Origin of the sequence: Curtobacterium sp. MWU13-2055 (assembly GCF_023242305.1) — a bacterium.
Taxonomy (GTDB): domain Bacteria; phylum Actinomycetota; class Actinomycetes; order Actinomycetales; family Microbacteriaceae; genus Curtobacterium.
The window spans coordinates 55,806-81,791 of the sequence record NZ_JALLIO010000011.1; the positions used below are offsets into that span (position 1 = coordinate 55,806).

General features: G+C 72.2%; 23 protein-coding genes. 11 read left to right on the forward strand and 12 right to left on the reverse strand.

Annotation, left to right across the window (positions count from 1 at the left end):
- Positions 1–41 precede the first annotated feature (41 nt).
- Both M4960_RS17855 and M4960_RS17860 read right to left on the reverse strand, forming a co-directional pair.
- The gene (locus tag M4960_RS17855; protein ID WP_173169795.1) at positions 42–1,391 is read right to left on the reverse strand and encodes a M23 family metallopeptidase; all 1,350 of its coding nucleotides are present in this window, start codon (positions 1,389–1,391) and stop codon (positions 42–44) included.
- 64 nt (positions 1,392–1,455) lie between these two features.
- The gene (locus M4960_RS17860; protein WP_248704981.1) at positions 1,456–3,123 is read right to left on the reverse strand and encodes a hypothetical protein; all 1,668 of its coding nucleotides are present in this window, start codon (positions 3,121–3,123) and stop codon (positions 1,456–1,458) included.
- 86 nt (positions 3,124–3,209) lie between these two features.
- On the opposite strand from M4960_RS17860, the gene pyrE reads away from it, so the two are divergent.
- Together pyrE and M4960_RS19855 are read left to right on the forward strand one after the other, a co-directional pair.
- Positions 3,210–3,761, forward strand: coding sequence for an orotate phosphoribosyltransferase (pyrE, locus tag M4960_RS17865; protein WP_071404348.1), 552 nt, complete (start codon positions 3,210–3,212; stop codon positions 3,759–3,761).
- Entirely contained in the window at positions 3,758–6,079 is a 2,322-nt protein-coding gene (locus tag M4960_RS19855; protein ID WP_248704982.1) for a septum formation family protein, read from the forward strand. Before pyrE ends, M4960_RS19855 begins: the two co-directional genes overlap by 4 nt.
- A gap of 178 nt (positions 6,080–6,257) precedes the next feature.
- On the opposite strand, the gene M4960_RS17875 is transcribed toward M4960_RS19855, so the two are convergent.
- Entirely contained in the window at positions 6,258–7,211 is a 954-nt protein-coding gene (locus tag M4960_RS17875) for an aldo/keto reductase (RefSeq protein WP_131847050.1), read from the reverse strand.
- Positions 7,212–7,322: 111 nt separating this feature from the next.
- Between M4960_RS17875 and M4960_RS17880 the strand changes: the two genes are divergently transcribed.
- A complete protein-coding gene (locus tag M4960_RS17880; RefSeq protein ID WP_248704983.1) occupies positions 7,323–7,967 on the forward strand; it encodes a HEAT repeat domain-containing protein in 645 nt (214 codons plus the stop codon).
- A 420-nt stretch (positions 7,968–8,387) separates the two neighbouring features.
- Here the strand turns inward: M4960_RS17880 and M4960_RS17885 are convergent, their stop codons facing one another.
- A complete protein-coding gene (locus tag M4960_RS17885) occupies positions 8,388–9,077 on the reverse strand; it encodes a metal-dependent transcriptional regulator (RefSeq protein WP_123340073.1) in 690 nt (229 codons plus the stop codon).
- A gap of 37 nt (positions 9,078–9,114) precedes the next feature.
- On the opposite strand from M4960_RS17885, the gene M4960_RS17890 reads away from it, so the two are divergent.
- Positions 9,115–9,993 (forward strand): CPBP family intramembrane glutamic endopeptidase, encoded by an 879-nt coding sequence (locus M4960_RS17890; RefSeq protein ID WP_248704984.1) that lies wholly within the window; start codon positions 9,115–9,117, stop codon positions 9,991–9,993.
- An 80-nt stretch (positions 9,994–10,073) separates the two neighbouring features.
- On the opposite strand, the gene M4960_RS17895 is transcribed toward M4960_RS17890, so the two are convergent.
- Positions 10,074–10,886: a methyltransferase domain-containing protein gene (locus tag M4960_RS17895; protein ID WP_134195375.1), complete on the reverse strand. Its 813-nt coding sequence runs from the start codon at positions 10,884–10,886 to the stop codon at positions 10,074–10,076.
- Between the two features lie 2 nt (positions 10,887–10,888).
- The gene (locus M4960_RS17900; protein ID WP_111086157.1) at positions 10,889–11,686 is read right to left on the reverse strand and encodes an HAD-IIA family hydrolase; all 798 of its coding nucleotides are present in this window, start codon (positions 11,684–11,686) and stop codon (positions 10,889–10,891) included.
- Positions 11,687–11,868: 182 nt separating this feature from the next.
- Between M4960_RS17900 and M4960_RS17905 the strand changes: the two genes are divergently transcribed.
- From M4960_RS17905 to M4960_RS17920, 4 genes are all read left to right on the forward strand, one after another.
- Positions 11,869–12,564: a TetR/AcrR family transcriptional regulator C-terminal domain-containing protein gene (locus M4960_RS17905; RefSeq protein ID WP_248704985.1), complete on the forward strand. Its 696-nt coding sequence runs from the start codon at positions 11,869–11,871 to the stop codon at positions 12,562–12,564.
- Positions 12,565–12,614: 50 nt separating this feature from the next.
- Entirely contained in the window at positions 12,615–12,911 is a 297-nt protein-coding gene (locus tag M4960_RS17910) for a DUF4190 domain-containing protein (protein ID WP_131921319.1), read from the forward strand.
- Between the two features lie 19 nt (positions 12,912–12,930).
- A complete protein-coding gene (locus tag M4960_RS17915) occupies positions 12,931–13,797 on the forward strand; it encodes a hypothetical protein (protein WP_248704986.1) in 867 nt (288 codons plus the stop codon).
- An 87-nt stretch (positions 13,798–13,884) separates the two neighbouring features.
- Complete coding sequence (locus M4960_RS17920; RefSeq protein WP_123672028.1) at positions 13,885–14,532, forward strand: TrmH family RNA methyltransferase; 648 nt, start codon at positions 13,885–13,887, stop codon at positions 14,530–14,532.
- 91 nt (positions 14,533–14,623) lie between these two features.
- Here the strand turns inward: M4960_RS17920 and M4960_RS17925 are convergent, their stop codons facing one another.
- Positions 14,624–15,619 (reverse strand): LacI family DNA-binding transcriptional regulator, encoded by a 996-nt coding sequence (locus M4960_RS17925; protein WP_248704987.1) that lies wholly within the window; start codon positions 15,617–15,619, stop codon positions 14,624–14,626.
- 472 nt (positions 15,620–16,091) lie between these two features.
- Here M4960_RS17925 and M4960_RS17930 point away from each other — a divergent pair, with 472 nt between their 5' ends.
- Positions 16,092–16,772 carry an endonuclease domain-containing protein gene (locus M4960_RS17930; RefSeq protein ID WP_173169786.1) on the forward strand — a complete coding sequence of 227 codons (681 nt, stop codon included), beginning with the start codon at positions 16,092–16,094 and terminating at the stop codon, positions 16,770–16,772.
- Between the two features lie 92 nt (positions 16,773–16,864).
- On the opposite strand, the gene M4960_RS17935 is transcribed toward M4960_RS17930, so the two are convergent.
- Genes M4960_RS17935 through M4960_RS17945 form a run of 3 tightly spaced genes read right to left on the reverse strand, consistent with a single transcriptional unit; the run spans position 16,865 to position 20,528 of the window.
- Positions 16,865–19,099, reverse strand: a complete 2,235-nt coding sequence (locus tag M4960_RS17935) for a YhgE/Pip family protein (RefSeq protein ID WP_248704988.1) — start codon at positions 19,097–19,099, stop codon at positions 16,865–16,867.
- Entirely contained in the window at positions 19,096–19,866 is a 771-nt protein-coding gene (locus tag M4960_RS17940) for a hypothetical protein (RefSeq protein WP_248704989.1), read from the reverse strand. Before M4960_RS17940 ends, M4960_RS17935 begins: the two co-directional genes overlap by 4 nt.
- Positions 19,863–20,528 (reverse strand): TetR/AcrR family transcriptional regulator, encoded by a 666-nt coding sequence (locus M4960_RS17945; protein ID WP_111086194.1) that lies wholly within the window; start codon positions 20,526–20,528, stop codon positions 19,863–19,865. Before M4960_RS17945 ends, M4960_RS17940 begins: the two co-directional genes overlap by 4 nt.
- Before the next feature lie 161 nt (positions 20,529–20,689).
- Here M4960_RS17945 and M4960_RS17950 point away from each other — a divergent pair, with 161 nt between their 5' ends.
- Together M4960_RS17950 and M4960_RS17955 are read left to right on the forward strand one after the other, a co-directional pair.
- Complete coding sequence (locus tag M4960_RS17950; RefSeq protein WP_248704990.1) at positions 20,690–24,364, forward strand: S8 family serine peptidase; 3,675 nt, start codon at positions 20,690–20,692, stop codon at positions 24,362–24,364.
- A 174-nt stretch (positions 24,365–24,538) separates the two neighbouring features.
- The gene (locus tag M4960_RS17955) at positions 24,539–24,703 is read left to right on the forward strand and encodes a hypothetical protein (protein ID WP_159573348.1); all 165 of its coding nucleotides are present in this window, start codon (positions 24,539–24,541) and stop codon (positions 24,701–24,703) included.
- Positions 24,704–24,790: 87 nt separating this feature from the next.
- On the opposite strand, the gene M4960_RS17960 is transcribed toward M4960_RS17955, so the two are convergent.
- On the reverse strand, positions 24,791–24,964 hold the full coding sequence (locus tag M4960_RS17960) for an antitoxin (RefSeq protein ID WP_173169781.1): 174 nt from the start codon (positions 24,962–24,964) through the stop codon (positions 24,791–24,793).
- Positions 24,965–25,070: 106 nt separating this feature from the next.
- Complete coding sequence (locus tag M4960_RS17965; RefSeq protein ID WP_123293843.1) at positions 25,071–25,952, reverse strand: L,D-transpeptidase; 882 nt, start codon at positions 25,950–25,952, stop codon at positions 25,071–25,073.
- Between the last annotated feature and the right edge of the window lie 34 nt (positions 25,953–25,986).

Below are 25,986 nucleotides of genomic sequence, written 5' to 3' on the forward strand. Positions count from 1 at the left end.
CCCGCGTGAAGCGGACGGCGGTCAGTGTGCGATCGAGTGAGCTAGAAGGCGACGCCCCGCGCGGACATGAACGGCACCGGGTCGGTCGTGGCGCCGTTGATGTGTACCTCGATGTGGCTGTGGCACCCGGTGGACTGGCCGGTCGAGCCGACGAGCGCGATGAGCTGCCCCGCGGAGACCTGCTGGCCGATGCCGACCCGGAAGCCGCCGTTGACGATGTGGCCGTAGGCCGTCTGGACCCCGTTGCCGTGGTTGATGCGGACGTAGTTGCCGTAGCCGCCGTACCAGCCGACGTAGTCGACGGTGCCGGCCGACGCGGCGACGATGGGCGTCGAGCAGCCGCTGGCCAGGTCGGTGCCGTCGTGCTTGATGACGGTGCCGTAGATCGGGTGCACGCGGTAGCCGTACGGGCTGATGACGTAGCCGCTGGCCGGGCGGACCCAGCCCTGACCGCCACCCGAGCCGGCGGAGCCGCCACTGCCCGAGCCGCTGCTGCCGGAGCCGCCACCGCCGCCGGACGATCCGCCGCCGGCGTTCGCTGCTGCCGCTGCCGCCGCGGCCAGTTCTCGGGCGGCACGGGCTTCGGCCTCGCGCGCGGCCTTCGCCTCGGCCGCCTTGCGGACGCGCTCACCCTTGGCGAACTCGGCCTCGGTCCGGACACGGCCGGAGACCAGGGTCGCGAGCTGGGCGTCGAGCCGGGCCTTGTTCGACTGCTGTTCGTCGTACGCGGTCTGCACGGCGTCGGAGGCGGCCTGTGCCTCTTGCATGCGTGCCTCGGCCTTCGCGGCGAGCCGCTCGAGCTCCCCAGCAGCGCGGTCGGCTTGGGCCTCGAGCGACCGGGTGACGCCGGCGTCGACGGCCGCGGCGGCCTGCACCCGTTCGGCCTGTTCGGACAGCTTGCTCAGCGCGCCGAGGTCGTAGAGCAGGTCGCGTGCGTCGTCACCCTTGGTGAGCACCGAGGTCGTGACGTCGGCACCGCCCGAGCGGGCCATCTGCGCGGCGAACTGGCCGGCCTGCGCGGCGCTCTGCTCGGCGACCTTCGCGTGTTCGTCCGCCTTCGCGCGGAGCTTCTGCTCTTCTTCCGCCTTCTTCTGCGAGACGTTCTGTGCCTCGTAGAAGACGTCGCCGAGTTCCTTCGCCTTCGCCTGTGCGGCCTCGACCTTGGCGTCGAGGTCGCTGATGATGCCCTTGATCTCGGTGATCTGCCCCTGCTTCGCGGATTCCTTGCCACGGGCGTTCTTGACCTCGTCCCACGTGGGGTAGGTCACCGCCTGGGCAGTGGGTGCATCGACGACGACCGTGCCGACGAGGCCCGCGAGTGCCAGTCCGGTGACGGCGAGGCGGAGGCGCACGGAGGCACGAGGGGTGCGGTGGCTGGTGGGGCGAGACATCGACCACGAGCCTATACATCCGTACAGAGAAGATCGGACGCCGACGCGCCGCTGTGGACAACTCCTAGAACCCGCGCTCCTGACGGATCTCGTCCGCACTGCCGACCACGTCGCGCCGGAGGACGTCCGCGCCGGAGGTCCCCGCGTAGTCGTAGACGTCGAACCCCGTGCAGTGCGTGATCGTCGCCGGGGCACCGAGGGAGTCCTCGACCGCGGTGGTCCACAGGTCGTGCGACCCGACCACCACGAAGGTCGGGTCGGCGTCCCGGTAGGCCCCGAGGTCGACGAGCCACGGGTACGTGTCGAAGGTGTCGCGGACCTGCAGCAGCTGCACGTTCGTCGCGGAGTACGTGGCGAGGGGCCGCACCGTCCAGAACTGGCCGACCCCGGTGACCGACCGTCCGTCCGCCCAGCGGTCCAGGCAGGACGACGGCGTGTACCGGGCGGTGGCGACGGCGTGCGCGGTGCTCGGTGCGGTGGCGACCCCGGCGGCGAGGACGGCGACGGCGGCGATCGCGACGGTGGCGCGGACCCCGCGGAACGGCCGGTGCACGCGGGTACGGCGGACCGCGGTACGGGTGAGCTCGGCCACCGCGACGAGGGCCAGCAGCGGGGCGGTCACGACGGGCTCGAGGTACCGCGGGGTCTCCGACCCGACGAGGACGACCCCGATCGACGCCGCGACGACGGTCACCAGGGGCAACGCGGTCGCGACGAGCACGGTGCGTGCGGTCCGGACCCGCCAGGCCCACACCGTGCCGCCGACGGTGACGAGCACCCCGACGAACATCAGGAACAGCCCGGCGTCGCCCGCCGCCGTGCCGGCTCGCACGTCGGTCAGCGCCGCGAAGAACTGCAGGGTCTCCACCGCGCGCGACGGCCGGACGTAGGTGGACGGGTCGAGCGACACGAAGGGCTGCAGCGGGATCCGCACCAGGTACCCGAGCAGCGACCCGACCGTCACGGTGCCGGACAGCAGCAGCGCGGGACGCCACGGCACCCGGCGCACCGCCGCCAGCAGCACGAGCGTGACCACCACGGGTGCGGCGGACCACGGCACGTACAGCGGGTTCGACGCGGTCGTGCAGAGCGCCACCAGTCCGAGCACCACGAGCACGACGACCGACGCCCGCCCGACCCGCACGGCGCGGAGCACGAGCACCGCGGTGCCGAGCATCGCCAGCACCACGCCGTAGTAGTACGTCGTGGTCAGCAGCAGGGACGCCAGCTCGAGCGACGTCGCGGTGCCGGACGACTCCGTCAGCACCAGCAGGGTCACGAACGCCACGCTCGCCGCCGACACCGTGATGCGGGCCGCTCGTCCGGCCGACGGCATGAGCTCGTTCGCGGCAGCCCGTACCAGCGCGTACACGGCCAGCAGGACGAGCACCCCGTTCAGCGCCAGGGCCTGCTGCGGGGTACCCGTGACGAGGGCGCAGAGCAGGTAGACCGGCAACTCGGGGAAGAAGAACAGCGCCGGGGACATCGCCCACTCGAACGGCTGCCCGAGCTGCATCGACCGGTGCACCAGGGGCAGCAGCACCGAGTCGCCGTCGTACCAGAGCAAGGCGACCCGTTCCGTGGCGACGACGTGGCGGAGGGCGATGACGGACAGAGCCAGCGCGACCAGGGCGCCCAGGGCCTCCCGTCCGATCGCCCCGGCCACACCGCCGGACCGACGGCCGCCGGACGGAGCCGGCGCCACGGCGGAGCGACGCGGTGCTCGGGGCATGTCCCGGAGCGTACCGAGGGCTGCTCGGGACGACCCCACAGGACGGGGGAGCGCGCTGCGAGTCCGACCGGCTACCCTTGTGCGCTGTGACCGACGCGCGCGAACAGTTGATCCAGTACATCTCCTCCGAAGCGGTGTTCCACGGCGACTTCACCCTGACCAGCGGGAAGAAGGCGACGTACTACATCGACCTGCGGAAGGTCAGCCTGGACCACCGGGTCGCGCCGCTGATCGGGCAGGTCATGACCGAGCTCGTGCAGCAGGTGCCGGATGTCTCGGCCGTCGGCGGACTCACCATGGGTGCCGACCCCATCGCCAGCGCCGTGCTGCACCAGGCCGCCGCACAGGGCCTGACCTACGACGCCTTCGTCGTCCGCAAGGAGCCCAAGGACCACGGCCGCGGCAAGCAGGTCGAGGGCCCTGACCTGAAGGGCAAGCGCGTCGTCGTGCTCGAGGACACCTCCACCACGGGCGGCTCGCCGCTCAAGGCGGCCGAAGCGCTCGAGCGTGAGGGCGCGATCATCGCCGCCGTCGCGGTCGTCGTCGACCGTGACACCGGCGCCAAGGAGACCATCGAGGCAGCCGGGTACCCCTACTTCGCGGCCATCGGGTTGGCTGATCTGGGGCTGACCGCGTGAGCGGGGAGCGTCCGGACGACGCGCGCGACCCCGAGGACACGGCCGGCCCCGCAGCGGCGGCCGACGGTGCCGACGGGGTGGACGGCCAGGAGGCCCGGCGCGCGTCCGACCCGGACGCTCCGTTCCACGGTCTCCGCAGCGCCGCGGACATCTTCGGCGCCCCGCGGGGCGAGGAGGACTGGCCCTCGCGACGGGAGCGCCGCGAGGCCGAGCGCACCGCACGCGAGACGGGCGCACCGTTGCCGGAACCGTTCGAGGCGTCGGTACCCGAAGCCTCGGCCCCCGAGGCGCCGGCGCCCGAGGCGCCCGCCGCGCCTGCTGCTCCGGCGCTGGACGACGGCGCGACGCAGGCCATCTCGATGCCCGAGCAGCTGTCGGCGCCGTCCGAGAGCCCGGACGCCGCCGCCGAGCACGAGCGCTCCACCCTGCACGACCGCATCCCGCCGGCCGCCGTCGTGCCGCCGAACCCCACCGCGCCGCACCCCTCGTCGATCGTGCTGCCCACCGCGCAGACCCACCGCGACGAGCGCGCCGCGGCGTCGCAGGCCATCGAGGACGAACGTCGCCGCGTCGACCCGTTCGGCGAGGGCCGTGCCGACGTCGACTGGCTCGGCCGTGCGACCGGCTCCGGCGCACCCGTCCCGCCCGCCGGACCCGTCGCACACCAGCCGCTCGGCGTCGAGAACGTGCTGCCCCCGTCCGAGGAGCCGCCGAGCTTCACCGACCTGCTCCGGATCGCCGGCGAGGGGTCCGTGCCCACGCAGGGCGCCGGACCGGACCGGCCGTTCGACTGGGCCATCCGCGACGACGAGACCGGCGAGGTCCCGACGACCCTGACCGGCGACTCCTTCGACACGACGGCGTTCGGTGGCGGCGGCTCGTGGTCGTTGGCGGACGAGACCGACGCCGAGGACGAGGTCGTCTCCGGCGAGGTCGACACCCCGGTCGACGGGGTGCCGCAGGCGCTTCGGACGTTCCCGGTGCCCCCGGCGGTGCCGACTGCTGCGGCTGCTGCGGCTGCTGCCGTGCCGCCTGCGGCTGTGCCACCGGGGGCTTCCGTGCCGCCTGCTGCTGTGCCGCCGGCGGTTCCCGGTGCCGGGCCGGTGGCTCCCGCGGAGCCGACCGAGGCCCCGGACGCGACCCGCTCCGCTGCCGAGGGTGACGGGGCGGACGCGGCCACGGGCCTCCCGGACGCCGCGACCACCGCACTGCCGGTCGCCGGGACGCCCTGGTGGTCCGAACCCGACGCGACCGTGCCGCCGACCGCTGCGCCGCCCCTCGTCGAGCCCGCTGCGTCGCCCGCATACCCGGCGCACCTGCCGCCCGCGGTGGGCCAGGACCTGGACGCCGTCCTCGGCCTGCGCCGGGACGACACGGGGGCGCAGCCCACGGCGTTGCCGGCCGCGGCGCCGGACGAGCTGGACCAGTCCGAGTGGGACGGCCGCGAGACCAGCGACACGAGTGCGATCAAGGACCTGTTCGGCACCGAGGCCGTCGGGCAGCTCGGTGGCACGGGCTACGACCCGGAGGACACCGGGACGCGGATGATGCCGGCGGCCGCGATGCCGTCGGCTGCTGCCGGTGCCGGTGCCGGTGCCGGTGCCGGTGCTGCAGGTGCGTCGTCGCCTCCTCCCGCTCCGTCGGGCCAGCCGGTCGAGCGCGACAACTTCATCAACCAGGGTGCGGCGCGCCTGCGGAGCGAGGGCAAGCGCGGCAAGCAGCTGCTCGTCTACGGCTCGATCGCCCTGATCGTCGTGCTCATCGTCCTGGTGTTCCTGCTGTCGAAGTGGATCCTCGGCAACAACATCTCCGACCAGGAGATCGCGCCGACGAAGTCCCCGGCGGCAGCGTCATCGGCTCCGGCGACTCCTTCGACTGCGGCGTCTGCCGCTCCCTCGGACGAGGCCGCTGCTCCGGCTGCGACGCTCCAGTTCGCCACCACGCCCGCGCTGCCGGGCGAGCACGCCTGGACCGACCTGGCCGGCGGGGAGTGCCTGTCGCCGTTCACCAACGCCTGGGCGCAGAGCTTCACGGTCGTCGACTGCGCGACGACGCACATCGGGCAGCTCACCGCACGGATCGCCGTCGACGGGGACGCCTACCCGGGGGCCGAGGCCCTCGCGACGCAGGCGGCCGACCAGTGCCAGTCGGACGCGGCCCTGAACGCCTCGGCGGCTGCGGCCGTCGGGGACGTGCAGGTGCAGGGGTCGTACGCGCCGGACCAGGCGACGTGGGACCAGGGCGACCGGTTCATCTCGTGCTTCGTGACCCGGTCGTCGGGGCAGGAGCTCACGGCGTCGTTGGCGCCGGGGGCGTAGGGCGGCTGCTGCTGCTGCTGCGGCGGCTGCGGCGGTCGACGTGGAACGACACCGTCGACGTCGTACGACATCGATGTCGTCGCCCGTTGCCCGCCGGTGATGCCCGCGTGTGCAACGAACGACATCCCCGACGTCGTGCGACGTCGAGGATGTCGTTCGGGGTCGAGGCGGGCGCGGGTCAGGCGGCCGCGGGGACCTTCGCCGACACGTCGGACAGGGTCTGCAGCTCGTCTGCGCTGAGCTCGAGCTCCGCCGAGGCCAACAGCGCCGGCAGCTGCTCGGTGTTGCGGGCGCTGGCGATCGGCGCGACGACGTCCGGCTGCGCCTGCAGCCATGCCAGGGCGACGGTTGCGAGCTCAGTGTCGCGGGCCTCGGCGATGGTGGACAGGGCGTCGACCACGGCGAGTCCCTCGTCGTTGAAGTAGCCCGAGACCTGGCCCTCGCGGTCCTTGCCGGCGAAGTCCTCCTTCGAGCGGTACTTGCCGGTCAGGAACCCGGCGGCGAGAGCGAAGTACGGCACGACGCCGAGGCCGTGCGCGTGGGCGAGCGGTGCGATGTCGGACTCGTACGGCTCGCGGGTGACGAGGTTGTAGTGCGGCTGGATCGCGACCGGCTGCGCGAGGCCGTTCTCCGTCGCGATGCGGATCCACTCCTCGGCGCGGTCCTTCGAGTAGTTCGAGATCGCGGTGTAGCGGACGATGCCGTCCGTGACGAGCTGGTCGAAGGCGCGGACGGTCTCCTCGAGCGGGGTCGACTGGTCGTCGAAGTGCGCGTAGTACAGGTCGATCCGGTCGGTGCCGAGGCGCTGCAGGCTGGCACGGGCGGCAGCGGCGACGGTGTCCGCGCCGAGGCCCTGGAACTGCGGGTGCTGCGAGCCCTTCGTGGCGATGACGACGTCGTCACGCTTGCCCGAGGCCGCGAGCCACGAACCGATGACCCGCTCGGACTCGCCGCCCTCGTTGCCGGGGGCCCACGCCGAGTACACATCGGCGGTGTCGATGAAGTCGCCGCCCGCCGCGGTGTAGGCGTCGAGGACCCGGTGGGAGGTCGACTCGTCCGCCGTCCACCCGAAGACGTTGCCGCCGAGGGCGAGGGGGAACACGTGGAGGTCGCTGGTACCGATGCGGGGCATACGGTGGTCCTTTCGTGGTCGGGCGAGCGGTCCTCGATGCGAACCGCTCCTCGGCCGACGCTATGCCCCGAGGCTTGACACGGCCCCGGTGGCAGCGGGTTGCATGGACCCATGACCGCACTCACCGATGCCCTCGCCGACCCCCGTTCCTCGGTGCGGCTGCAGGCCGTGATGGCCGCCGGGACCACCCCGGACGCGGCCGACCTCGACGTGCTCGTCGAGCAGTGCGCCGTCGAGCCGGACTTCTTCGTCCGCGACATGCTCACCTGGGCGCTGACCCGGCACCCGTCGGCCGACGTCGTCGCGCGGGTGGTCCCATCGCTCACCCGTTCCGAGCCGCAGGCCCGCAGCCAGGCGTTGCACACCCTGTCGAAGGTCGGCGACCCGTCGGCGTGGCCGTCGGTGCGCCCGCTGCTCGCGGACCACGACGACGAAGTGCTCCGCGCCGCCTGGCGGACCGCCGTCGCACTCGTGCCCGACGACGAGCGGGGAGACCTCGCCCGGACGTTGGCGGTGCAGCTCGGGGTCGGTCCGCGCGAACGGCGGCTCAGCCTGTCGCGGGCACTGGTCGGGCTGGGTGAGGAGACGGTGGCGCCGGTGCTCGCGGCGGCTGCCGGCCGGGGCTCCGACGCCGTGCGGGACCACGTCGCCGACACGGAGCGGCTGTTGCGCGACCCGGACGCTGCGTCCGCGCTCGCCCTCGAGCGGGCTCGGCGCGAGGTGGCGCTCGGCCGCACTCGGTCCGCCAAGGGCTAGGGCCGGCGGGCGCGCCCGGCTGGGCGGGTCGAGTGGTCGAGAACCGTCGGCGTCGCGGTGGTGGGACGGGCGCGTCGCGCGGTCACGAAACCCCGTGGCCGGGCTGCCGAGTGGTCGTGAACCGTCGGTTGCGGGACTGCCGGGCGACAGATGGTGACCGCTCGGCGGACGTGAGCGGGGTGTCGTGACCAATGGGGGCGACGGACGGGAGGCGCGTGGCGGCCGCGCACCGGGCCTCCCGTCCGACACCACGCGCGTTCGCGGGCCGTGGTGCGGTCACGAAACCCCGTGGCCGGGCTGCCGAGTGGTCGTGAACCGTCGGTTGCGGGGCTGCCGGGCGACAGATGGTGACCGCTCGGCGGACGTGAGCGGGGTGTCGTGACCGCCCGACCGCCCGACCGACCCGCGCGCGCAGCCCGCTCAGTCGGCGTCGGGAGCCAGCCAGATCGCCGTCGCGGCGGCGGCGGGCAGGTCGACGAGCGCCTCGGCGCCGTCGGCCCCACGTCGGGAGACCGCGATGACGCCGGCGTAGTCCCGCACCCGCTCGACCCGCAGGTGGGTGCCGAGACCGACCCCGAGCTCGTCGAAGTACCGCAGCAGCGAGGGGTCGTCGTCGGACACCCGGTCGACGGTGCCGCACGCGCCGGGCTCGATCGCACCGAGCAGCGTGCCGAGCGTGGCGGGCACGGTGCCGTCCGCGGCGGGGATCGGGTCGCCGTGCGGGTCGTGGGTCGGGTGCCCGAGGTCGGCGTCGACCCGGTCGAGGAACCGCTCCGACACCGCGTGCTCGAGCGCCTCGGCCTCGGTGTGGACCTCGTCCCACGTGTAGCCGAGGCGGGACACCAGGAACGACTCGATCAGCCGGTGCCGTCGGACCATCGCGACCGCGACCTGGTGCCCGAGCGGGGTGAGCACGACGCCGTAGTACGGGGTGTGCTCGATGAGGCCGTCGCGGTCGAGCTTCTTGAGGTTGCCGGACACCGTCGATGCCGACACCTTCAGCGTCGCCGCGATGTCCCGCGTGGCCAGTCCGGCGCCGCCGCGCTCCCCGGCCTTCCAGATGAGCTTGACGTAGTCCTCGGCCATGGTCGACAACGAGGGCAGGCGCATACCGCCAATCGTACGGCTGCACTGGTACAACCGGGACGTGCACCAACCCCGTCGTCGCCGCTGGCCGGTCCCACCCTCGCTGCTCATCGGCCTCGCGCCGCTCGTGGTCTTCGCGGCGATCAGCGCGTGGCGGTCACGGCCGAGCGACGACTACCCGACGCTCGGCCAGACCGTCGACAGCGTCGTCCGCGCCCTGGTGATCCCCGAGGGCATCGCCGCCGTCGCGCTCGCCGTGGTCGTCACCGGGCTCGGGTGGTGGCGGATCGCGACCGTCGACCGCACCCGGACGCCGCTGCGCTGGTCCGCGCTCGCACCGGCGCTGGTGCTCGTGGTGTGCCTGGTGCGGCTGCCCCTGATCGACTGGACCGCGCTGCCCGTGCGCTACTTCCTGCTGCTCACCGTCGGGGTGCTGCTCGTCGGGGTGTTCGAGGAGCTGATGGCCCGGGGCATGCTCCTGGTCGGGTTGCGTCGCCGGGTGCCCGAGTTCGGGGTGTGGGCGCTGTCGTGCGTGCTGTTCGGGCTGCTGCACCTGCTCAACGCGCTCGCCGGGGCCGGGATCGGACCGACGCTGATCCAGGTCGTGTTCGCGGCGTCGTTCGGCTCCACGCTGTACGTCGCACGCCGGGTGACCGGTTCGCTGCTCGTCCCGGTGCTGCTGCACGCGTTCTGGGACTTCGGGTCGATCGGGTACTCCGCGACCGCTGACCCATCGGACACGGGTCGCGTCGTGGTGCTCGGCCTGATCGGGCTGTTCTCGTTCGCCGTCCTGGCGTTCGGGATCGTCGCGGGCGGCATGGTCGCGTGGCGTGACGACCGGCCGCGTCGCCTGGCGAAGCGGTGGCGTTCGGTGCCGCCGATGGCGGCCTTCGCCCTGGAGGCCCGTGGCGACCTGGCAGCGCCGACCCCGGCCCGGTAGCCGCCCGGCTGCAGAGCCCGGCGCGCTTCCGCGCCCGGCGCGCTTCCGCGCCCGGTGCGTGGCAGCCGCGGCGCCGTCCGTCAGGGCTTGCGACCGACGGCGAAGACCCGGCGGAACGGGTACACGGTGCCGTGGGTGCTCGCCGGGTACGCCTCGCGCAGCGCCGCCCGGTACCGCTCGACGTACTCCGCCGTCAGCGCACCGGAGGGGTCGGCGGCGTCGAGGGCAGCCAGTGCCGGTCGCAGCCCGGTGCCGCGCACCCAGTCGAGCACCGGGTCCTCGCCCGGCAGCAGCTGCGCGTAGGTCGTCTCCCACGCGCGCGCCGCGAACCCGGCGTCGAGCATGATGCCGAGGTAGCCGGCGGGGTCGAGCACCGGGTCCTCGCGCAGGACGCCGTCGAGCGCTGACGCCCACGGCCCGGAGGCCCCGATCGACCGCATCAAGGCGTGCGACGGGGACCCGAAGTTGCCCGGCACCTGCATCGCGAACCACGATCCGGACGGCATCGCGTCGAGCCACCGCGGCAGCAGCTCCACGTGCGACGGTACCCACTGCAGCGCCGCGTTCGTCACCACGACGTCGTCGGTCGGCCCGGGCGTCCAGTCCTCGATCGCACCGAGCTCGAACGACAGGTTCGGCAGGCCCGCCAGAGCGGGGTCGGCCGCAGCCGACGCGAGCATCTCCGCCGAGCTGTCGATCCCGACCACCGGCGACGAACGCCACCGCGCTGCCAGCGTGGCGGTGAGGGACCCGGGACCGCAGCCCAGGTCGACGACGCGACGCGGGGCCTCCCGTCCATCGTCCGCCGGCCACGCGACCTGCGCGACCAGGTCGTGGAAGGGGCGCCCGCGGTCGTCCGCGAACGCGGCGTACCGTGACGGGTCCCAGCGCATCGCTACAGCTCGACCTCGAAGGGGGCGGTGCGCACGAGTTCGTGCACGCCGGAGATGACCTCGCTCGGACGGAACGGGTAGCGGTCGATCTCGGCCTGGTCGCTGATGCCCGTCATCACGAGGACGGTGTGCAGCCCCGCCTCGATGCCGGCCTGCACGTCGGTGTCCATCCGGTCGCCGATCATGCCGGTGTTCTCGGAGTGCGCGCCGATGCGGTTCATCGCCGAGCGGAACATCATCGGGTTCGGCTTGCCGACCACGTACGGCTGCTTGCCGGTCGCCTTCTCGATCATCGCGGCGATCGCGCCCGTGGCGGGCAGGACGCCCTCGGCCGACGGGCCGGTGGCGTCGGGGTTGGTGACGATGAAGCGGGCGCCGTCGCGGATCAGGCGGACGGCCTTGGTGATCGCCTCGAACGAGTAGTTGCGGGTCTCGCCGACGACGACGTAGTCGGGGGCGGTCTCGGTCATGATGAACCCGGCTTCGTGCAGGGCGGTGGTCATGCCGGCCTCGCCGATGACGAACGCGGAGCCGCCGGGCATCTGCGACTTGCAGAAGTCGGCCGTGGCGAGGGCACTCGTCCAGATGCGCTCCTCGGGGACGTGCAGGCCCGAGCTCCGGAGCCGGGCGCTGAGGTCACGCGGCGTGAAGATCGAGTTGTTCGTCAGGACGAGGAACTCGGTGCCCTCGTCGAGCCACTGCTGGATGAGCTCGGGGGCACCGGGGAGAGCCTGGTTCTCGTGGACGAGCACGCCGTCCATGTCGGTCAGCCAGCACTCGACGTCGTCGCGGGTCGCCATGGCCTCACCCTACTGCGCACGGCCGACGGGCCGGCCCGTCAGACGGGTTCCTTCGAAGGGGCCGGGAGGCGCGGATCGGCTCTTGCGCGTCGCCTCCGGACCCGAGATGGTCGAGTCACCGAACGCCACTCGGCTTTGCCCTAGGCTTTTCGGGACACGTACCGAATCAAGGAGAACCCGCCGTGCTCGTCGAACCCGGATCCCCGACCGCCACGCCCCGCCCCGCTGCGGTGCCGGACCTGGAAGCGGCTCCCGATCTGGTCGAGGCGACACCGCGACGACGACGGGGCCGGCCCAACGTCCTGAGCCGCGAGCAGGTGATCGACGCCGCGACGGCGATCGCGAACGAGGACGGCCTCGACCGCCTGTCGTTCCGTGCGCTCGGGGTGCGGCTCGGCGTCGCGCCGATGACCGTGCACCGGACCATCGGCGGCCTCGACGACCTGCACGGTGAACTCGTCCGTCGCACCGTCGACGAGTTCACCGCCACCTTCGTCTGGCCGGACGAGTGGCACGCCGTGGTGCGCACCTTCGCCACGACGTTCCGCGACCTGATGCGCACCCACCCCCTGGTGCTCGAGTCGCACAGCCGGCGCGGGGCCCTGGTGTCCACCGAGTCCGACGCCGTCGTGGCGAAGGTCGTCGGGGCGCTCCGCTCCGCCGGGCTGGCCGATGCCGAGGCGATGTACGCGTTCTTCGTCGTGTACGACTTCGTGGTGGGGCACACCTCGGTGGAGATCGGGCGTGGAGATGCCGAGGCTGGGCGTCCCGAGCGGCACGCGCTCGTCGGAGAGCTCCTGGGGGAGCACTCGTACGACGCACGCTTCGCGCTCGGGCTCGACGTCCTCATCGCCGGGATCGAATCGCGCGTCCGCTGAATTTCGGTACGCTTCCCAACAAAAAAAGATGTGAGATACCGTCTTTCACGATGTCCACTCAGTACCAATCCCCACAGTCTTCCGTTCCACAGTCCTACGGTTCCGTCCCGCACCGCACGAACACCCTCGCGATCATCTCGCTCGTCGCGGCGTTCGTCGCACCGCTGATCGGGTTCATCCTCGGTCTCGTCGCGATGTCGCAGGCGCGCAGACGATCCGAGGGGGGCCGCGGCCTCGCGCTCGCCGCGGTCATCGTCGGTGGGGTGGTCACGCTGCTGTACATCGGGCTGTTCGTGACGATCGCGGTCCTCGCGGCGAACACCCCCGATCCGACGTACTCGTACTGACCGACCACGCACGTCGATCATGAGCACCACCGATCCGGCCGCCGCCCTCCGTGCGAAGGCCGCCGCGCAGCAGGGCAGCGCCCGTGCACTCGTCCTGACGATCGTGTGGGCGGCGCTCCTGCTCGCCGTCGGCGTCGTCGCCGGGTACGCGCTCGGGTCCGTCCTCGGCACCATCCGGGACATGACCGTCAACAGCGTGTTCTCGGACACGCCGGACCCGGAGTACCCGTGGTGGGCGATGCCCGTCGCGGTCACGGGGTCGATCGTCACGCTGGGCATGTACTCGAAGTGGAACCACCGCTTCGCAGGCCGGGCGTCGGAGTTCGTCGGGGTGGGACCGGTGAGCATCTGGCTCGTCGGCGCCGCAGCCGGGCTCTGGTGGACGACCGCGACGCAGTGGGCGCCCGTCGACCGCGTCGGGACCACCGTCGACCCGGCGTTCGGCCGCGACGAAGTCTGGGGCATCGGCGGCTGGAGCTGGTACGCCGCTGCGTGGTGGATCCCCGCACTGGTCACCGCGCTGGCGCTGGTCGCCCTGATCGGCGGGACGGTTGCACGCCGCGGGCAGGGCGGCCGACGCGGTCGGCTCGAACAGCTGCTGCGTGCGGGACGCCGGGTCGACGGGATCGTCACCGCGGTCAGCGGCTCGACCGCCCACGACGCCTCCTTCACGCTGCTGCGCTGGACCTTCACGTTCACGGACCTCCAGGGACAACAGCGCTGGGTCGACCGGACCGAGGGGTTCGGCGACGGAACCGGCCCGGTGCTCGGAGCGACCGTCGTCGTCGTGTTCGACCCGACCCGTCCGAGTGATCGGAAGCGCATCTTCGCGGCGACGAACGCCGGTGCCGTGCCGGAGGACTTCCTCCGCCCGGGTACGCAGTGACACCGTGACGCGGCGGGCGTTCGGCTGGAACACGGTCGTGGGACTCGCGCCGACCGGCCCGGTTCGCCGCGGCTCTACCCTGGAGGCGTGACCGACGAGCCCGCCCCGACGCACGAACTGACGACGAACGGCGTCGGCCCGCACCCGGAGCCCTGGCCGGACGACCCGCGGCTCGACCCGGAGCTGCTGGCAGCGGGGGACTCGCGGAACGTGCTCGACCACTTCCGGTACTGGTCGATGGACGCCATCGTCGCCGAGCTCGACACCCGCCGGCACGCGTTCGACGTGGCGATCGAGAACTGGCAGCACGACCTGAACATCGGGTCGATCGTGCGGAGCGCCAACGCGTTCCTGGCCGGCACGGTCCACATCATCGGGCGGCGGCGCTGGAACAAGCGCGGCGCGATGGTGACCGACCGGTACCAGCACGTCCGGTACCACCCCGACGTGCAGGCGTTCCTGGCCGCGATGGCCGAGGAGCAGCGCCCGGTGATCGCGATCGACAACACCCCTGGCGCCGATCGCATCGAGACCGCGGCGATCCCGGAGCGGTGCGTGTTCCTGTTCGGCCAGGAGGGCCCCGGGCTCACCGACGAAGCGGTGGCCGGGGCGTCCGGGCACCTGGAGATCACGCAGTTCGGGTCGACGCGGAGCATCAACGCCTCGGCGGCGGCTGCGATCGTCATGCACAGCTGGATCGTGCAGCACGCGGCGCCTGCCGACGCGACTTCGTGAGCAGAAATGGTCGGGTACGGGCCCTGGACCCGACCATTTCTGCTCACGAAGCGGGCGGGGCGGACGCGGGGCGGGCCTCCCGTCAGCCGCGTCAGCGCGGGGCGGTCGTGCGGCGAGCAACCAGGCGGGGCTCGACCAGGGACTCGGTGGCGGCCAGCCCCGGGTCGGCGATGCGGGCGAGCAGGCGCTCGCCGGCGCCGCGGCCGATCTCGACACTGCGGTCGTCGATGCTCGTCAGGCCGACGTAGCGCGTGGCGGCGACGGGGGTGTCGTCGTAGCCGATGACGGAGACGTCCTCGGGGACCCGGAGTCCGCGTTCGGCGAGTTCGGACAGTGCTCCGAGGGCCATCACGTCGTTGGCGGCGAACACCGCGGTGACGTCGGGGTGCTCGTCGAGCAGGGCGCCGAGGGCGCGGGATCCCGCCTCTTCGGTGGGTTCGCCGGGCAGGACCACGACGGCGGGACTTGCACCCGCACTGGCCGCGACGGTGCCCTCGAACCCTGCGCGGCGTTCCTTCGACGCCGCCGAGCTCGCCCCCACGAAGCCGAGCCGCGTGTGGCCCAGCGCGAGCAGGTGCTCCGCGGCCATGCCGCCGCCGGCCCGGTCGTCGTTCGCCACGGTGTCCGCGCGGGGGATCGACACGCGCCCGCCGGCGATGACGACCGGCATCGAGGCCGGGATCGCCAGGTCGGTGTCGGGTTCGCCGGCGATGACGATGCCCTCGACGCGCATGGACAGGAAGCCCTCGACCGGCGAGGCGTCGAGCCCCGTGTTCAGGAACCGGTCCGCGACGACGAGACGGTGACCCTGGTCCTGCAGGGCCTCGCGCAGCCCGGTGAGCAGGTCGACGAACCACTGGTTCCGGAAGTCGTCGAGGACCACGCCGACGGTGCGGCTGCGGGTGCCGGCGAGGGACACGGCGGCAGTGGAGGGCCGGTAGTCGAGCTCCTGGATCGCCGTGAGCACGGCGGCCCGGCGCTGGTCACTGACCCGGGGGGAGCGCTGCAGCACCAGGGAGACGAGGGACTTCGAGACCCCGGCGCGCGCGGCGACGTCGTAGATGGTCGCGGGTTTGCCGTCTCCCATGATGCGCTTCGACCTCCGTTGGTTCGTCCGTCGATCGTAGCGGGCGGCGGGGTTCCGTTCGGTGCGTCGAGTGAGCAGAAGACGACGGGTGCTGGATGCTCACCCGTCTTCTTCTGCTCACTCGGTGCGCGGTGCGAGTCCTCCACACGGGAGGCGCGGTGTGCGTTGTGCACAGAACAAACGTTCGGCCTGCGGAGGCGGGGCGCGGGGCGCGAGCGTGGTGCGCATGCAACCACGCGCACTTCCGCCATCGCTCCGCGGGCGAGCGTTCGACGTCGGAGCCGCTGACCGTGCGGGTGTTCCGCGTGAACGGCTCCAGCGCCGAGACCTCGTCTGCCCGACGCGGTCCATCCGCTGGGCGCGTGACCGTCAGCCGGACCAAGTCCAGCGAATCCAGGCACTGCGACCGGTCCTGTTGCCTGGCCAGTTCATCAGCCACCTGTCGGCCGCAGTCCTGTGGGGGCTCCCGATCATGTGCTCTGACGACGATCCGGTCCACATCACGAGCGTGCTGCCGCAGACCCAAGCCCGTCGGAGCGGGGTGGTCGGGCACCGCATCGCGGCAGAGCGCGCGTCGGTCCGACTTCGTCGCGGCATGCCGGCGAGCGCGCCTGACGCGGTCTGGGTCGAGTGCGGCGCGATGCTCGACGCCGACGAGCTGGTCGTGCTCGGCGACGCGATCGTCACCGAGCGCCGCTGTGCGACGACTCCGGGCGACCTCGCCGTCGCGCTCGCCGCAGCCGGCACCCGCCGTGGCGTCCGCAAGCTGCGGACGGCACTCGAACTCGTGCGGGTCGGTGCTGGCTCACCGCAGGAGACCCGGGCGCGACTGACGATCGTGCGCGCCGGATTGCCCGAGCCGGAGCTGCAGGTCGACGTGCTCGACGAGGCAGGGCGGTTCGTGGGGCGCGTCGACATGGCGTACCCGGAGCAGCGCATCGTCATCGAGTACGAGGGGGACCAGCACCGGACCGACGCCGAGCAGTGGGGTCGTGATCTGCGGCGCTACCGCGAGATGGAGCGGCTCGGCTGGGCGGTCGTGCGGTGGACGAAGTCGGACCTGGGCGTGCACGTGTCCGGCGCCGTCGACCACCTGAGGGAGCTGCTTGCGCATCGGACTCGTCTCGCTCCTCGCTCCGGTCGCACCGAGTGAGCAGAAGACGACGGGTCGCCTCGGGCCACTCGTCGTCTTCTGCTCACTCGGCGAACGCGGGGCGCGCGACGCTGCCGCGCCGCGCGCCCCCGCTACCCGATCAGGCTCGGGCGCAGGTCGCGCAGCGTGCGGGAGCGGGTCTGCCGTGCCGTCACCACGAAGGACACCAGGAGCGCGCCGAGCAGCCAGCAGAGCAGCACGCCCGCGTCGGACCACGCGGCGCCGAGGTTCCCGCCGTACATCGTCTGCCGGATCGCGTCGACCGAGTACGTCATCGGCAGCGCGAAGTGCAGCGCCGCCAACGGTCCGGGCAGCGTCTGCCACGGGAACGTCCCGCCAGCGGTGACGAGCTGCACGAGCATGAGCACCAGGCCGAGGAACTGCCCCACCGACCCGAGCAGCACGTTGAGCGCCATGATGACCGCCGCGAAGGTCGCCGAGGCGAGCACCATGATCCCGATCGTGCCGCCGACGTGCACCACGTTCAGGTCGAGGGCGAACCGCACGATGAAGAACAGCGCGACCATCTGCACCAGGCCGAGCAGCGCCGGGGTCAGCCAGCCGCCGAACACCACCGCGAGGGGCTTCCGCACCGCGGTGATCGCCCGCTTCGAGATCGGCTTGAGGATGAGGAACAGCGCGTACATGCCGATCCAGGCCGCGAGCGAGATGAAGAACGGCGCGAGGCCGGCGCCGTAGTTCGACGCGGCGGCGACGTTGTCGTCCCCGACCTTCACCGGGTCGGAGATGACCGAGGCCTGCGACTCGCGCTCCGAGGCGTTCGACGCGGGGATCTTCGTGCGGCCCTCGTCGAGCGACGCGGCGAGCTTCGACGACCCGGTCTTGAGCTTGTCCAAGCCGGAGACGAGCGACGAAGCACCCTTGTCGGCGGACGCTGCGCCAGTCGCGAGCGACGAAGCACCTGACGACAGCGTGGGTGCGGCGGACGCGAGCGCAGACGTACCGTCTGCGACCTTCGCGGCACCCGTCGAGAGCGTCGACGCCCCGTCCGCCGCCGACGAGATGCCCGAGGTCAGTGTCGGCGCCGCGGCGGCCAGCTTCGACGTCCCGGCGGCGAGCGTGTCCGAGCCGTCGGAGAGCTGCTGGATGCCACTCGTCAGCGACGGAGCCTTCTCGGCGAGCTGCGACGCTCCCGCGGACACCTGCGCGCTGCCGGTCTTGAGCTTCTGCAGGTTGCCGGACAGCGCTCCGGCACCGGTGCCGAGATCGGCACTGCCGGCCTGCAGGTCGTCGAGCCCGGCGAGCAGCTGGGTCTTCTGCTCGGCGGTGAGCACCGTTGACTCCTGCACGACCGGCTTCAACGATGCGACGAGTTCCGGCGACTGCGCCGAGAGCTGCTGGACACCCGCGATGAACGGTGCGGCCTTGTCGGCGAGCTCGGCGTTGCCGCTGGCGACCTTCGATGCACCGGACGCGAGCGTCGCCGAGTCCGCAGGCAGGGTCGACGTCTGGTCGCGGAGCTGGTGCAGTCCGGTCTGCAGCTGCTGCGCGCCGTCGTTCAACTGCTGCGTCTGCGACGGCAGCGCCGCCGTCTGCTGCTGCGCACTCGCCAGGCCCGAGGCGAGCGTGGAAGCACCCGACGCCACCTGCTGCGCCCCGCTGTCCAGCTGCTGGGTCTGGGACGGCAACGACGCCGTGCCGGACGCGAGCTCCGCCGCACCGGACGACAGCTTGCCGGTGCCGTCCGCCAGCTTGCGAGCCCCCGAGTCCGCCTTCGCGGTGCCGGAGGCGAGCTGGTCGGCCCCGTCGACGGCGTCGCCGAGGCTGTCGCGGACGTCGGCGAGCCCGACGAGCAGGGTCTTCGCCGCCTGCTTGCCGACGCGTTCGGCGACGGCCGTGCGCATGGTCTTGCCGGCCTGCTCCGCGATGGTCGAGGCCAGGTACGAGTTCGTGTCGGCCGTCGTCATGACGAGCTTCGCCTGCGTCGGGTCGTCCGACTGCGCGGACACCAGGTGCTCGGAGAAGTCGTGCGGGATCGTGACCACGAAGTCGTAGGTGCCGTTCCGCACACCGGAGCGGGCGTCGGCGGCGCTGGTCTTCGTCCACTTGAAGTCGGCGCCGTCGATCGCCTCTTTGGTGACGTCGGTGCCGTAGTCGACCTGGTCGCCGTCGAGGGTGGCCCCGGCGTCGAGGTTCACGATCGCCGCCGGGATCTGGTCGAGCTTGGCGTACGGGTCGCGGTTCGCCCACAGGTACGCGCCGCCGTACAGCAGCGGCACGATCATCAGGGCGATGAACGCCAGTCGTGCGAGCGGGGTCGCGGTGAGTCGCGCCAGTTCGGCGCGGACGAGCGAGGTGGTGGTCACGGGGTTGCCTCCGTCGGGACGGTTGCGGATTCTGCGGTGACGGAAGGGCCGGACGGGAGGCCCGGCTCGGTTCCGTCGGACAGGGCCGCGTCGTCGGGACCCTCGGTCTGGAGCGCGACGTGCGTCGCGGCGTCGTCGTGCGTTTGGACGGTTTCGGTCGTCTCGACGGTGTCGAGCAGCGTCTCGACGGTCGCGGCTGCGGCCTTCGAGGTGACCAGCACGATGGTCACGCCGCGTCGAGCGACGTCGCGGAGGACCGCGAACCACTCCTCGACGGCGCCGCCGTGCCGCTCGGGCGCGGTGACGACGAGGCCGGTCACGCCGTCGCGGAGCAGGGCGAGCTCGACGAGCAGTCGGACGCGCACGGCGGTCGGCACCCGCTGGACCGGGGTGTCCGCGTAGTGCCCCAGGCCGAGTTCCACGAGCACGGTGTCGACGTGGTCACGCGAGGGGCGCTGGGCGGCGAACGCGAGCTCCTCGCGCACGATCTGCTTGACGGTCATCACGGGGAAGGGCTCGGCGACGCCCGGGGTGTCGACGAGGGCGAAGGCGCGGCGCACGGCGGCGGCGTCCTCGTGCCCGTCGAGCAGCAGCCGCCCGGTGTCGGGCTGCATCCGGCCGCCGGCGACGAGCGAGGCGAGCACGGGGGCCTGCTCGGTCTCGACGGCGACGACCCCGGGGTGTCCGGGCGCGGCGACGGCGGAGACGACGGGCAGTGCCGCGCCGGGCTCCTCGCCGATGCCGACGTGGTCGAGTTCGAGCGTCATGCGGGGTCCTTCACGGGGGAGACAGCGGAGCCGGTGGCCGGGGCCGCGGGTTCGGACAGCAGGGCGGTGCGCCAGTCGATGCCGGCCATGCCGAGCGCCGACAGCACCACCATGCGCCGTCCGGCCTCGTCCGGGGTGCCCGATCGGGTCGCCTCGTCGAGGACGGCGATGCACGCACCCTCGACCAGACGCCCGAGGGTGGCGGGGTCGACGTCGTCGCGCATGGCGCCCTCGGCGATCCCGAGGGCACACGCCTGGCGGACCTGGGCGCGCAGGGGTGCGAACACCTCAGCGACGGGCTCGGCGAAGGGGCTGCGCACGGCGACCCGGGCCATCGAGCGGACGTGCGAGACCTCGGTCCAGAGGGTCACGGCGATCGCGGCGAGCCGGGCGGCCGGCGGCAGCTCCTGCAGGTCCGAGGTGGTCGGCATGGCCGCGGCGATGCGAGCGGCACCGGACGTCACGACCTCGCGCACGAGGTCGTCACGTGACGGGAAATGTCCGTACACCGCGCGGCGCGAGAGTCCGGCCGCCGCGGCGATCGTCTCGATCGAGGCGTCCGGATCGCGCTGCAGGCAGGTCCGTGCTGCGTCGAGGAGGGCTGCCCGGTTCTCGGTCGCGTCGCGGCGGGGTGCGCGTGCGGGGTGGGAAGCAGTGGTCACGAACCCCATCGTAATAACGTGCACACATGTGTGCAACTTAACAGGGAGACCGGCCCTCGAACGGGGGTGTCCCCCAAAGTGCGGACTGCCCTTTCTGAATGTAAGCGCATAACTTCACAGCAATCTCATGCGAACCACGGACTGAGCCTGGAGTGCCCTCTTTGAACCGTGCAACACCGAACCACGACCCGAACCCGACCCCGAACTCCCATCGCATCGCACGCGTCCTGACCGCCGGCATCGCCGCCGTGGCCCTGACGTGCGGCGGCCTCGCAGCCGGGGGCGCGGCCTCCGCAGCTCCGGCCGGGGTGTCGGTGGCCGACCTGAAGCTCTCCGCACCACTGCGCGACGCCAAGCCCACCAAGACCGTCGCCGCCTTCGTGCGCACGACCGGCCAGGGTGCCCTCGAAGTCGACGCGAACGCGAAGGGCGGTGACCTGACCAAGTCCAAGACGCAGTCCTCGGCAGCGAAGAGCCGCGTCAAGGCGATCGAGTCGACGACCGCGGCCGTCCGCGCCGCCGTGAAGCGCGCCGACGCCGACTCGACCGAGCTCTACTCGACCGAGTACACCGTCCCCGGTGTCGCGGTCGTCGCCGACGTCTCCGCGCTGCAGGACATCGCGAAGCGCTCCGACGTCGAGAGCATCATCCCGCTCACGCCGAAGAAGATCGTCGAGCCGACGGTCAACGCCGACGCGAGCGCCGCACCGTCCGGTGTGGACCCGAGCCTCGTGAAGCCGGGCGCCGACGGCGTCTCGCCGAAGAACGCCGCGAGCGACGTCTACACGCGCTCGCTCAACGCCTGGCAGCAGACCGGCCACACCGGCAAGGACGTCAACGTCGCCGTCCTCGACACCGGCCTCGACTACACGCAGGCCGACTTCGGCGGACCCGGCACCACCGCGGCCTACCAGCAGGCCCTGGCGAACGCGAGCTCCGGCGCCCCGGACCCCAGCCTGTACGACGCGTCGAAGTTCCTCGGCGGGTACGACTTCGCCGGTGCGACCTACAACGCCGACCCGACCGACCCGGCCTACGACCCGGTGCCGGCTCCGGACGACAACCCCATCGACGGCAAGGGCGGCGACCACGGCACGCACGTGTCCGGCTCGATCGCGGGCTACGGCCTGACCGCCGACAAGCAGCAGTTCGACGGCGACTACACCAAGCTCACCACGCAGCAGGTGCAGGACATGTGGATCGGTCCGGGCACCGCGCCCGAGGCCGGCCTCTACGCCCTCAAGGTGTTCGGCGACGGCGGCGGTTCGACCGACGTCACGGGCGCCGCGCTCGACTGGGTGGGCCAGGCGCTCACCGAGGGCAAGGACATCAACGTCCTGAACCTGTCGCTCGGCTCCGACTACGGCGCACCGGACGACCCCGACAACGCCAAGATCGACGCGCTGACCGCACGCGGGGTGCTCCCCGTGATCGCCTCGGGCAACGCCGACGACTTCACCGACATCGGTGGCTCGCCGGGCAACGCCGAGGGTGCGCTCACCGTCGCCGCGAGCGCCACCGGTCAGTCGCTCTACGACGGCGTGCAGGTCACGGCCCCCGCGAACGTCGCGAAGACCTACCGATCGCAGTACTCGCAGAACTTCACGGGAACCCTGCCGGTCGAGGGTGACGTCGTCGTCCCGACCAGCAACATCGACGGCTGCGCCGCGTTCAGCGCCGCCGACGCCGCGAAGATCGCGGGCAAGGTCGTCTGGCTGAAGTGGACGGACGGCGCGCTCGAGTGCGGCTCCGGCGTGCGCTTCAACAACGTCCAGGCCGCCGGCGGCATCGGCGTCCTGCTCGCGGGCACGATCAACACCTTCGACTCGGGCATCGCCGGAAACGCGACCATCCCCGGAGCCGAGCTGACGCTGGACGCCGCCACGAGCCTCCAGGCAGCTGCCAAGGCGGGGACCCTGCACGTGCGCCTCGCGGACGAGCTCAAGGGCTTCGAACTCGCCACCGACCCGGAGGCCGTGAACACGCTCGCCGCGTTCACCAGCCGGGGCGTGCACGGGTCGTTCAACGACATCGTCAAGCCGGACATCGCCGGCCCCGGGGTCAACGTGATCTCGGCGGCCAACGGCACCGGTGACGGCCGCATGTCGATGAGCGGCACCTCGATGGCCACGCCGGACGTCGCGGGCATCGCGGCGCTGACCTTCCAGGCGCACCCGGAGTGGAGCGCACCGCAGGTCAAGGCGGCGCTCATGAACACGGCGACGCACGACGTCAAGGACGGCTCCCGATCGGCGACCCTGCTCCGGCAGGGCACCGGCCGCGTCGACGCCCTGCAGGCCGTGACCGCCGGCACCACCGTGCGGAGCGTCGAGAACGACCTGCTCGTCACCGCCTCGTTCGGTGTCGTCGAGGTCTCGAGCGCGACGACCGAGAGCCGCACCCTCCAGATCGCGAACACCGACGGCGTCGCGCACACCTACGACGTGGCCTACCAGCCGCAGGTGTCGCAGCCCGGCGTGACGTTCGCGCTCAACACGAAGCGTGTCACCGTTCCGGCGAACCGCACCGCGACGGTGAAGCTCACCTTCACGATCGCCGACCCGACGAAGCTCCGCCGCGTCATCGACCCCACCCAGGAGTCGGTGCAGCAGGGCTACCAGCGCGAGTTCGTCACCGCCGCCTCGGGCATCGTGGCGTTCACGCCGACCGACACGACCGCGGTGCCGCTGCGCGTCGGTGCGTACCTCGCACCGAAGCCCGTCAGCTCCGTGCAGGGTCGCTCCACCGTCGCCTTCACCGGCCCGGGCAAGTCGGCCGACCTGACGCTCAAGGGGCGCACGGTCGACCAGGGCGGCCTGACGACCGGCTACCACGCCGCCGTCGCACCGTTCGTACTCGGCGGGACCGACCCGGTCGAGTCGTTCCCGGCGGGCTCGGCGAAGCGCTCGCTGCAGGCAGCGGACATCCGCTCCTACGGCGCGAGCTACGACAAGGCCTCGGACACGATCGCGTTCGGCATCCAGACGGCCGGTCCCGACGCCAACCCCGGCGCCGTGACCAACGTCGAGGTGCTCATCGACACGAACCGTGACGGCGAGCCCGACTACCTGGTCTACAACGCCAAGTCCGCCGCGGTGGACGCGACGTTCGCGACGACGATCGACCTGGCCAAGGCCGCGTCGGACGACCCGGACGTCGACCCGGTCGTCGACGTCCAGCCGCTGAACGGCGGGGCACCCGGCCAGGACGTCAACACCTTCGACAGCTCGGTGAAGGTGCTCACGACCACGGGTGCGCTGATCGGCGCGAAGGGCAAGTTCACCTACTCGGTCCTGACCGAGTCGGCGTACGCCCCGGGTGCCGCGACCACGGGTTCCTCCGTGGTGGACGAGACGAAGAGCGCCTCGTTCGACCCGTCGAAGCCGGCACTGTCCTTCGCGCAGGGCCGCAGCACCGGCGTCCTGTTCGCCGACTCCGGCGCCCTCCGGGTCACCCGGGCCTCGGGTGTCACGAAGGCCACCGTGCTGCTCCTGCACCTCGGCAACGCGTCGGGCAAGCAGGCCGGCACGTCGACCATCTCGGTGACCGCGCCCAAGCTCGCGCTCGCCGCGGGCAGCAAGGTGACGGTCAGCGGGACGGCGAAGGTCGGCTCGAAGCTGTCGGCGAACCACGGCAAGTGGAGCACGACGAAGGCGACGTACAAGTACCAGTGGCTCCGCGACGGCAAGGTCGTGAAGAAGGCCACCGCTGCGACGTACAAGCTCGGCACCTCGGACGCGGGACACAAGTTCTCCGTCAAGGTGACCGCGCACGCCTCGGGCTACAAGGACGGCACCGCGACGTCCAAGTCGACCGCGAAGGTGTCGCGCAAGTAGTCGCCGCGAGCGCGTCCGCGCGACGCACGTGGTGAGCAGAAGATGTCGGGTCCCGCGTTCGGACCCGACATCTTCTGCTCACGAAGCGGATCGGGGCCGGGGGCGGGGACCCCGTGAACGCGGAATCGGGACAGGTAGTTAGACAAACTAGTTATCGGGTGCCAGGGTTGCAGCATGCAGAACACGCTGAGCCAGCTCCGGGCCAACCCGACCGAGTGGCGCCGCCGGGGCCTCACCCCGCCCGACGTCGTCCAGGCGATGATCGAGCAGCGTCTCGCCGAGCCCGGCTACTCGCAGCCCGTCGGCGACCCGTCGTACCAGGACTTCTTCCGCGCCTGATCGCGGAACGCACGTCACATGCGGACGGGAGGCCCGGTGCCAGCTGGCACCGGGCCTTCCGTCCGTCACCCGGGTGCGTACCGGGCGTTACTCGCCGACCTTGTCGTCAGCCGCCTGCTGGGCCTTGTCGATCTGGTCGCCGTGGCCGCCGCCGGTCGCCTTGTCGGCCGCGTCGCCTGCCTTGTCGAGGTCGGCGTCGGACGCCTGCTCGCCCTTGTCGCTGTTCGCGAAGTCCTTGGCCTTGTCACCGAGGTCACTCATGTCGTGCTCCTTCCGATGGTGGATCTGACGGGTCCGACGGTGCTCCGGACTCACCGAGCGTCCACGCAGCCTGTGTGGTCCGGACGAGAGGTCGCGGTACCGGTGACTACGCGACCATCTGCACGACGGTGCCGAGCGGGAGTGCGTTGATCGCATCGACGGCATCACCGTCGAGGCGGACGCACCCGTGGGACACCGCTCCGCGGGCGACGGATTCGTAGTGCACGCCGATGAGCCCGCCGTCGTCACCGCCGAACGGCTCGTCCGCCGCTGCGGAGTGCAGCGTCGTCAGGTTGATCTGGTGCACCGTCTGGTCCTGGGCGGGATCCAGGTACCTCGCCTGGATGTAGCCGACGACACCGGTCGGGGTCGGAGTGTCCCCGGCACCGACGCCGGCCGGGAACTCGTGCACGACCTTGCCGCTCGCAGCGACGATCGACACGGTCTGGTCGCCGACGGAGATGACGACGTGGTCGTCGAGCGCGCCGCCCTGGTGCAGCAGGCCGCGGCGCATCCAGCCGGCGGTCTGGGCTGGAGCGCCGCCCGGTGCAGCTGACGGCAGTGCCTGTCGGCTCGGGGTCATGACGAGGGCCCAGTCGCCCTGGAACCGCAGCGGGACGACGACGGTGGGGTCGCCGAGGAAGTTCTCGGCTGTGAGTCTCGCGACCGGCTCGGTGCGGTCGTCGCCGTAGAGCGGCGCGTCGCGCTGGATCGTGTACGCGTGTCCTGCGGCCTCCGGGACGTCAGGGTCGTACGAGGGCAGGAGCCCGCCGATGACCGCGTCGTACCGGGCCTCGGGGAGTGCTGCGACCGTCTTCGTCGACGGTGCGCGGTAGGGCTCGGCGGACGCCGTCGGGGCCGCCGTGGCGGTACCCGTGCTGCTCGCAGCGGTCGGGGCGGGATCAGCGTGGCAGGACGCCAGGCCGAGCGAGAGCAGCACTCCGGCGGCGACGGCGAGGACGAGGCGAGCTGAGCGAGTTGCGTGCATGTGCGGATTCCGGGTCGGGACGGCGAACGGGGAC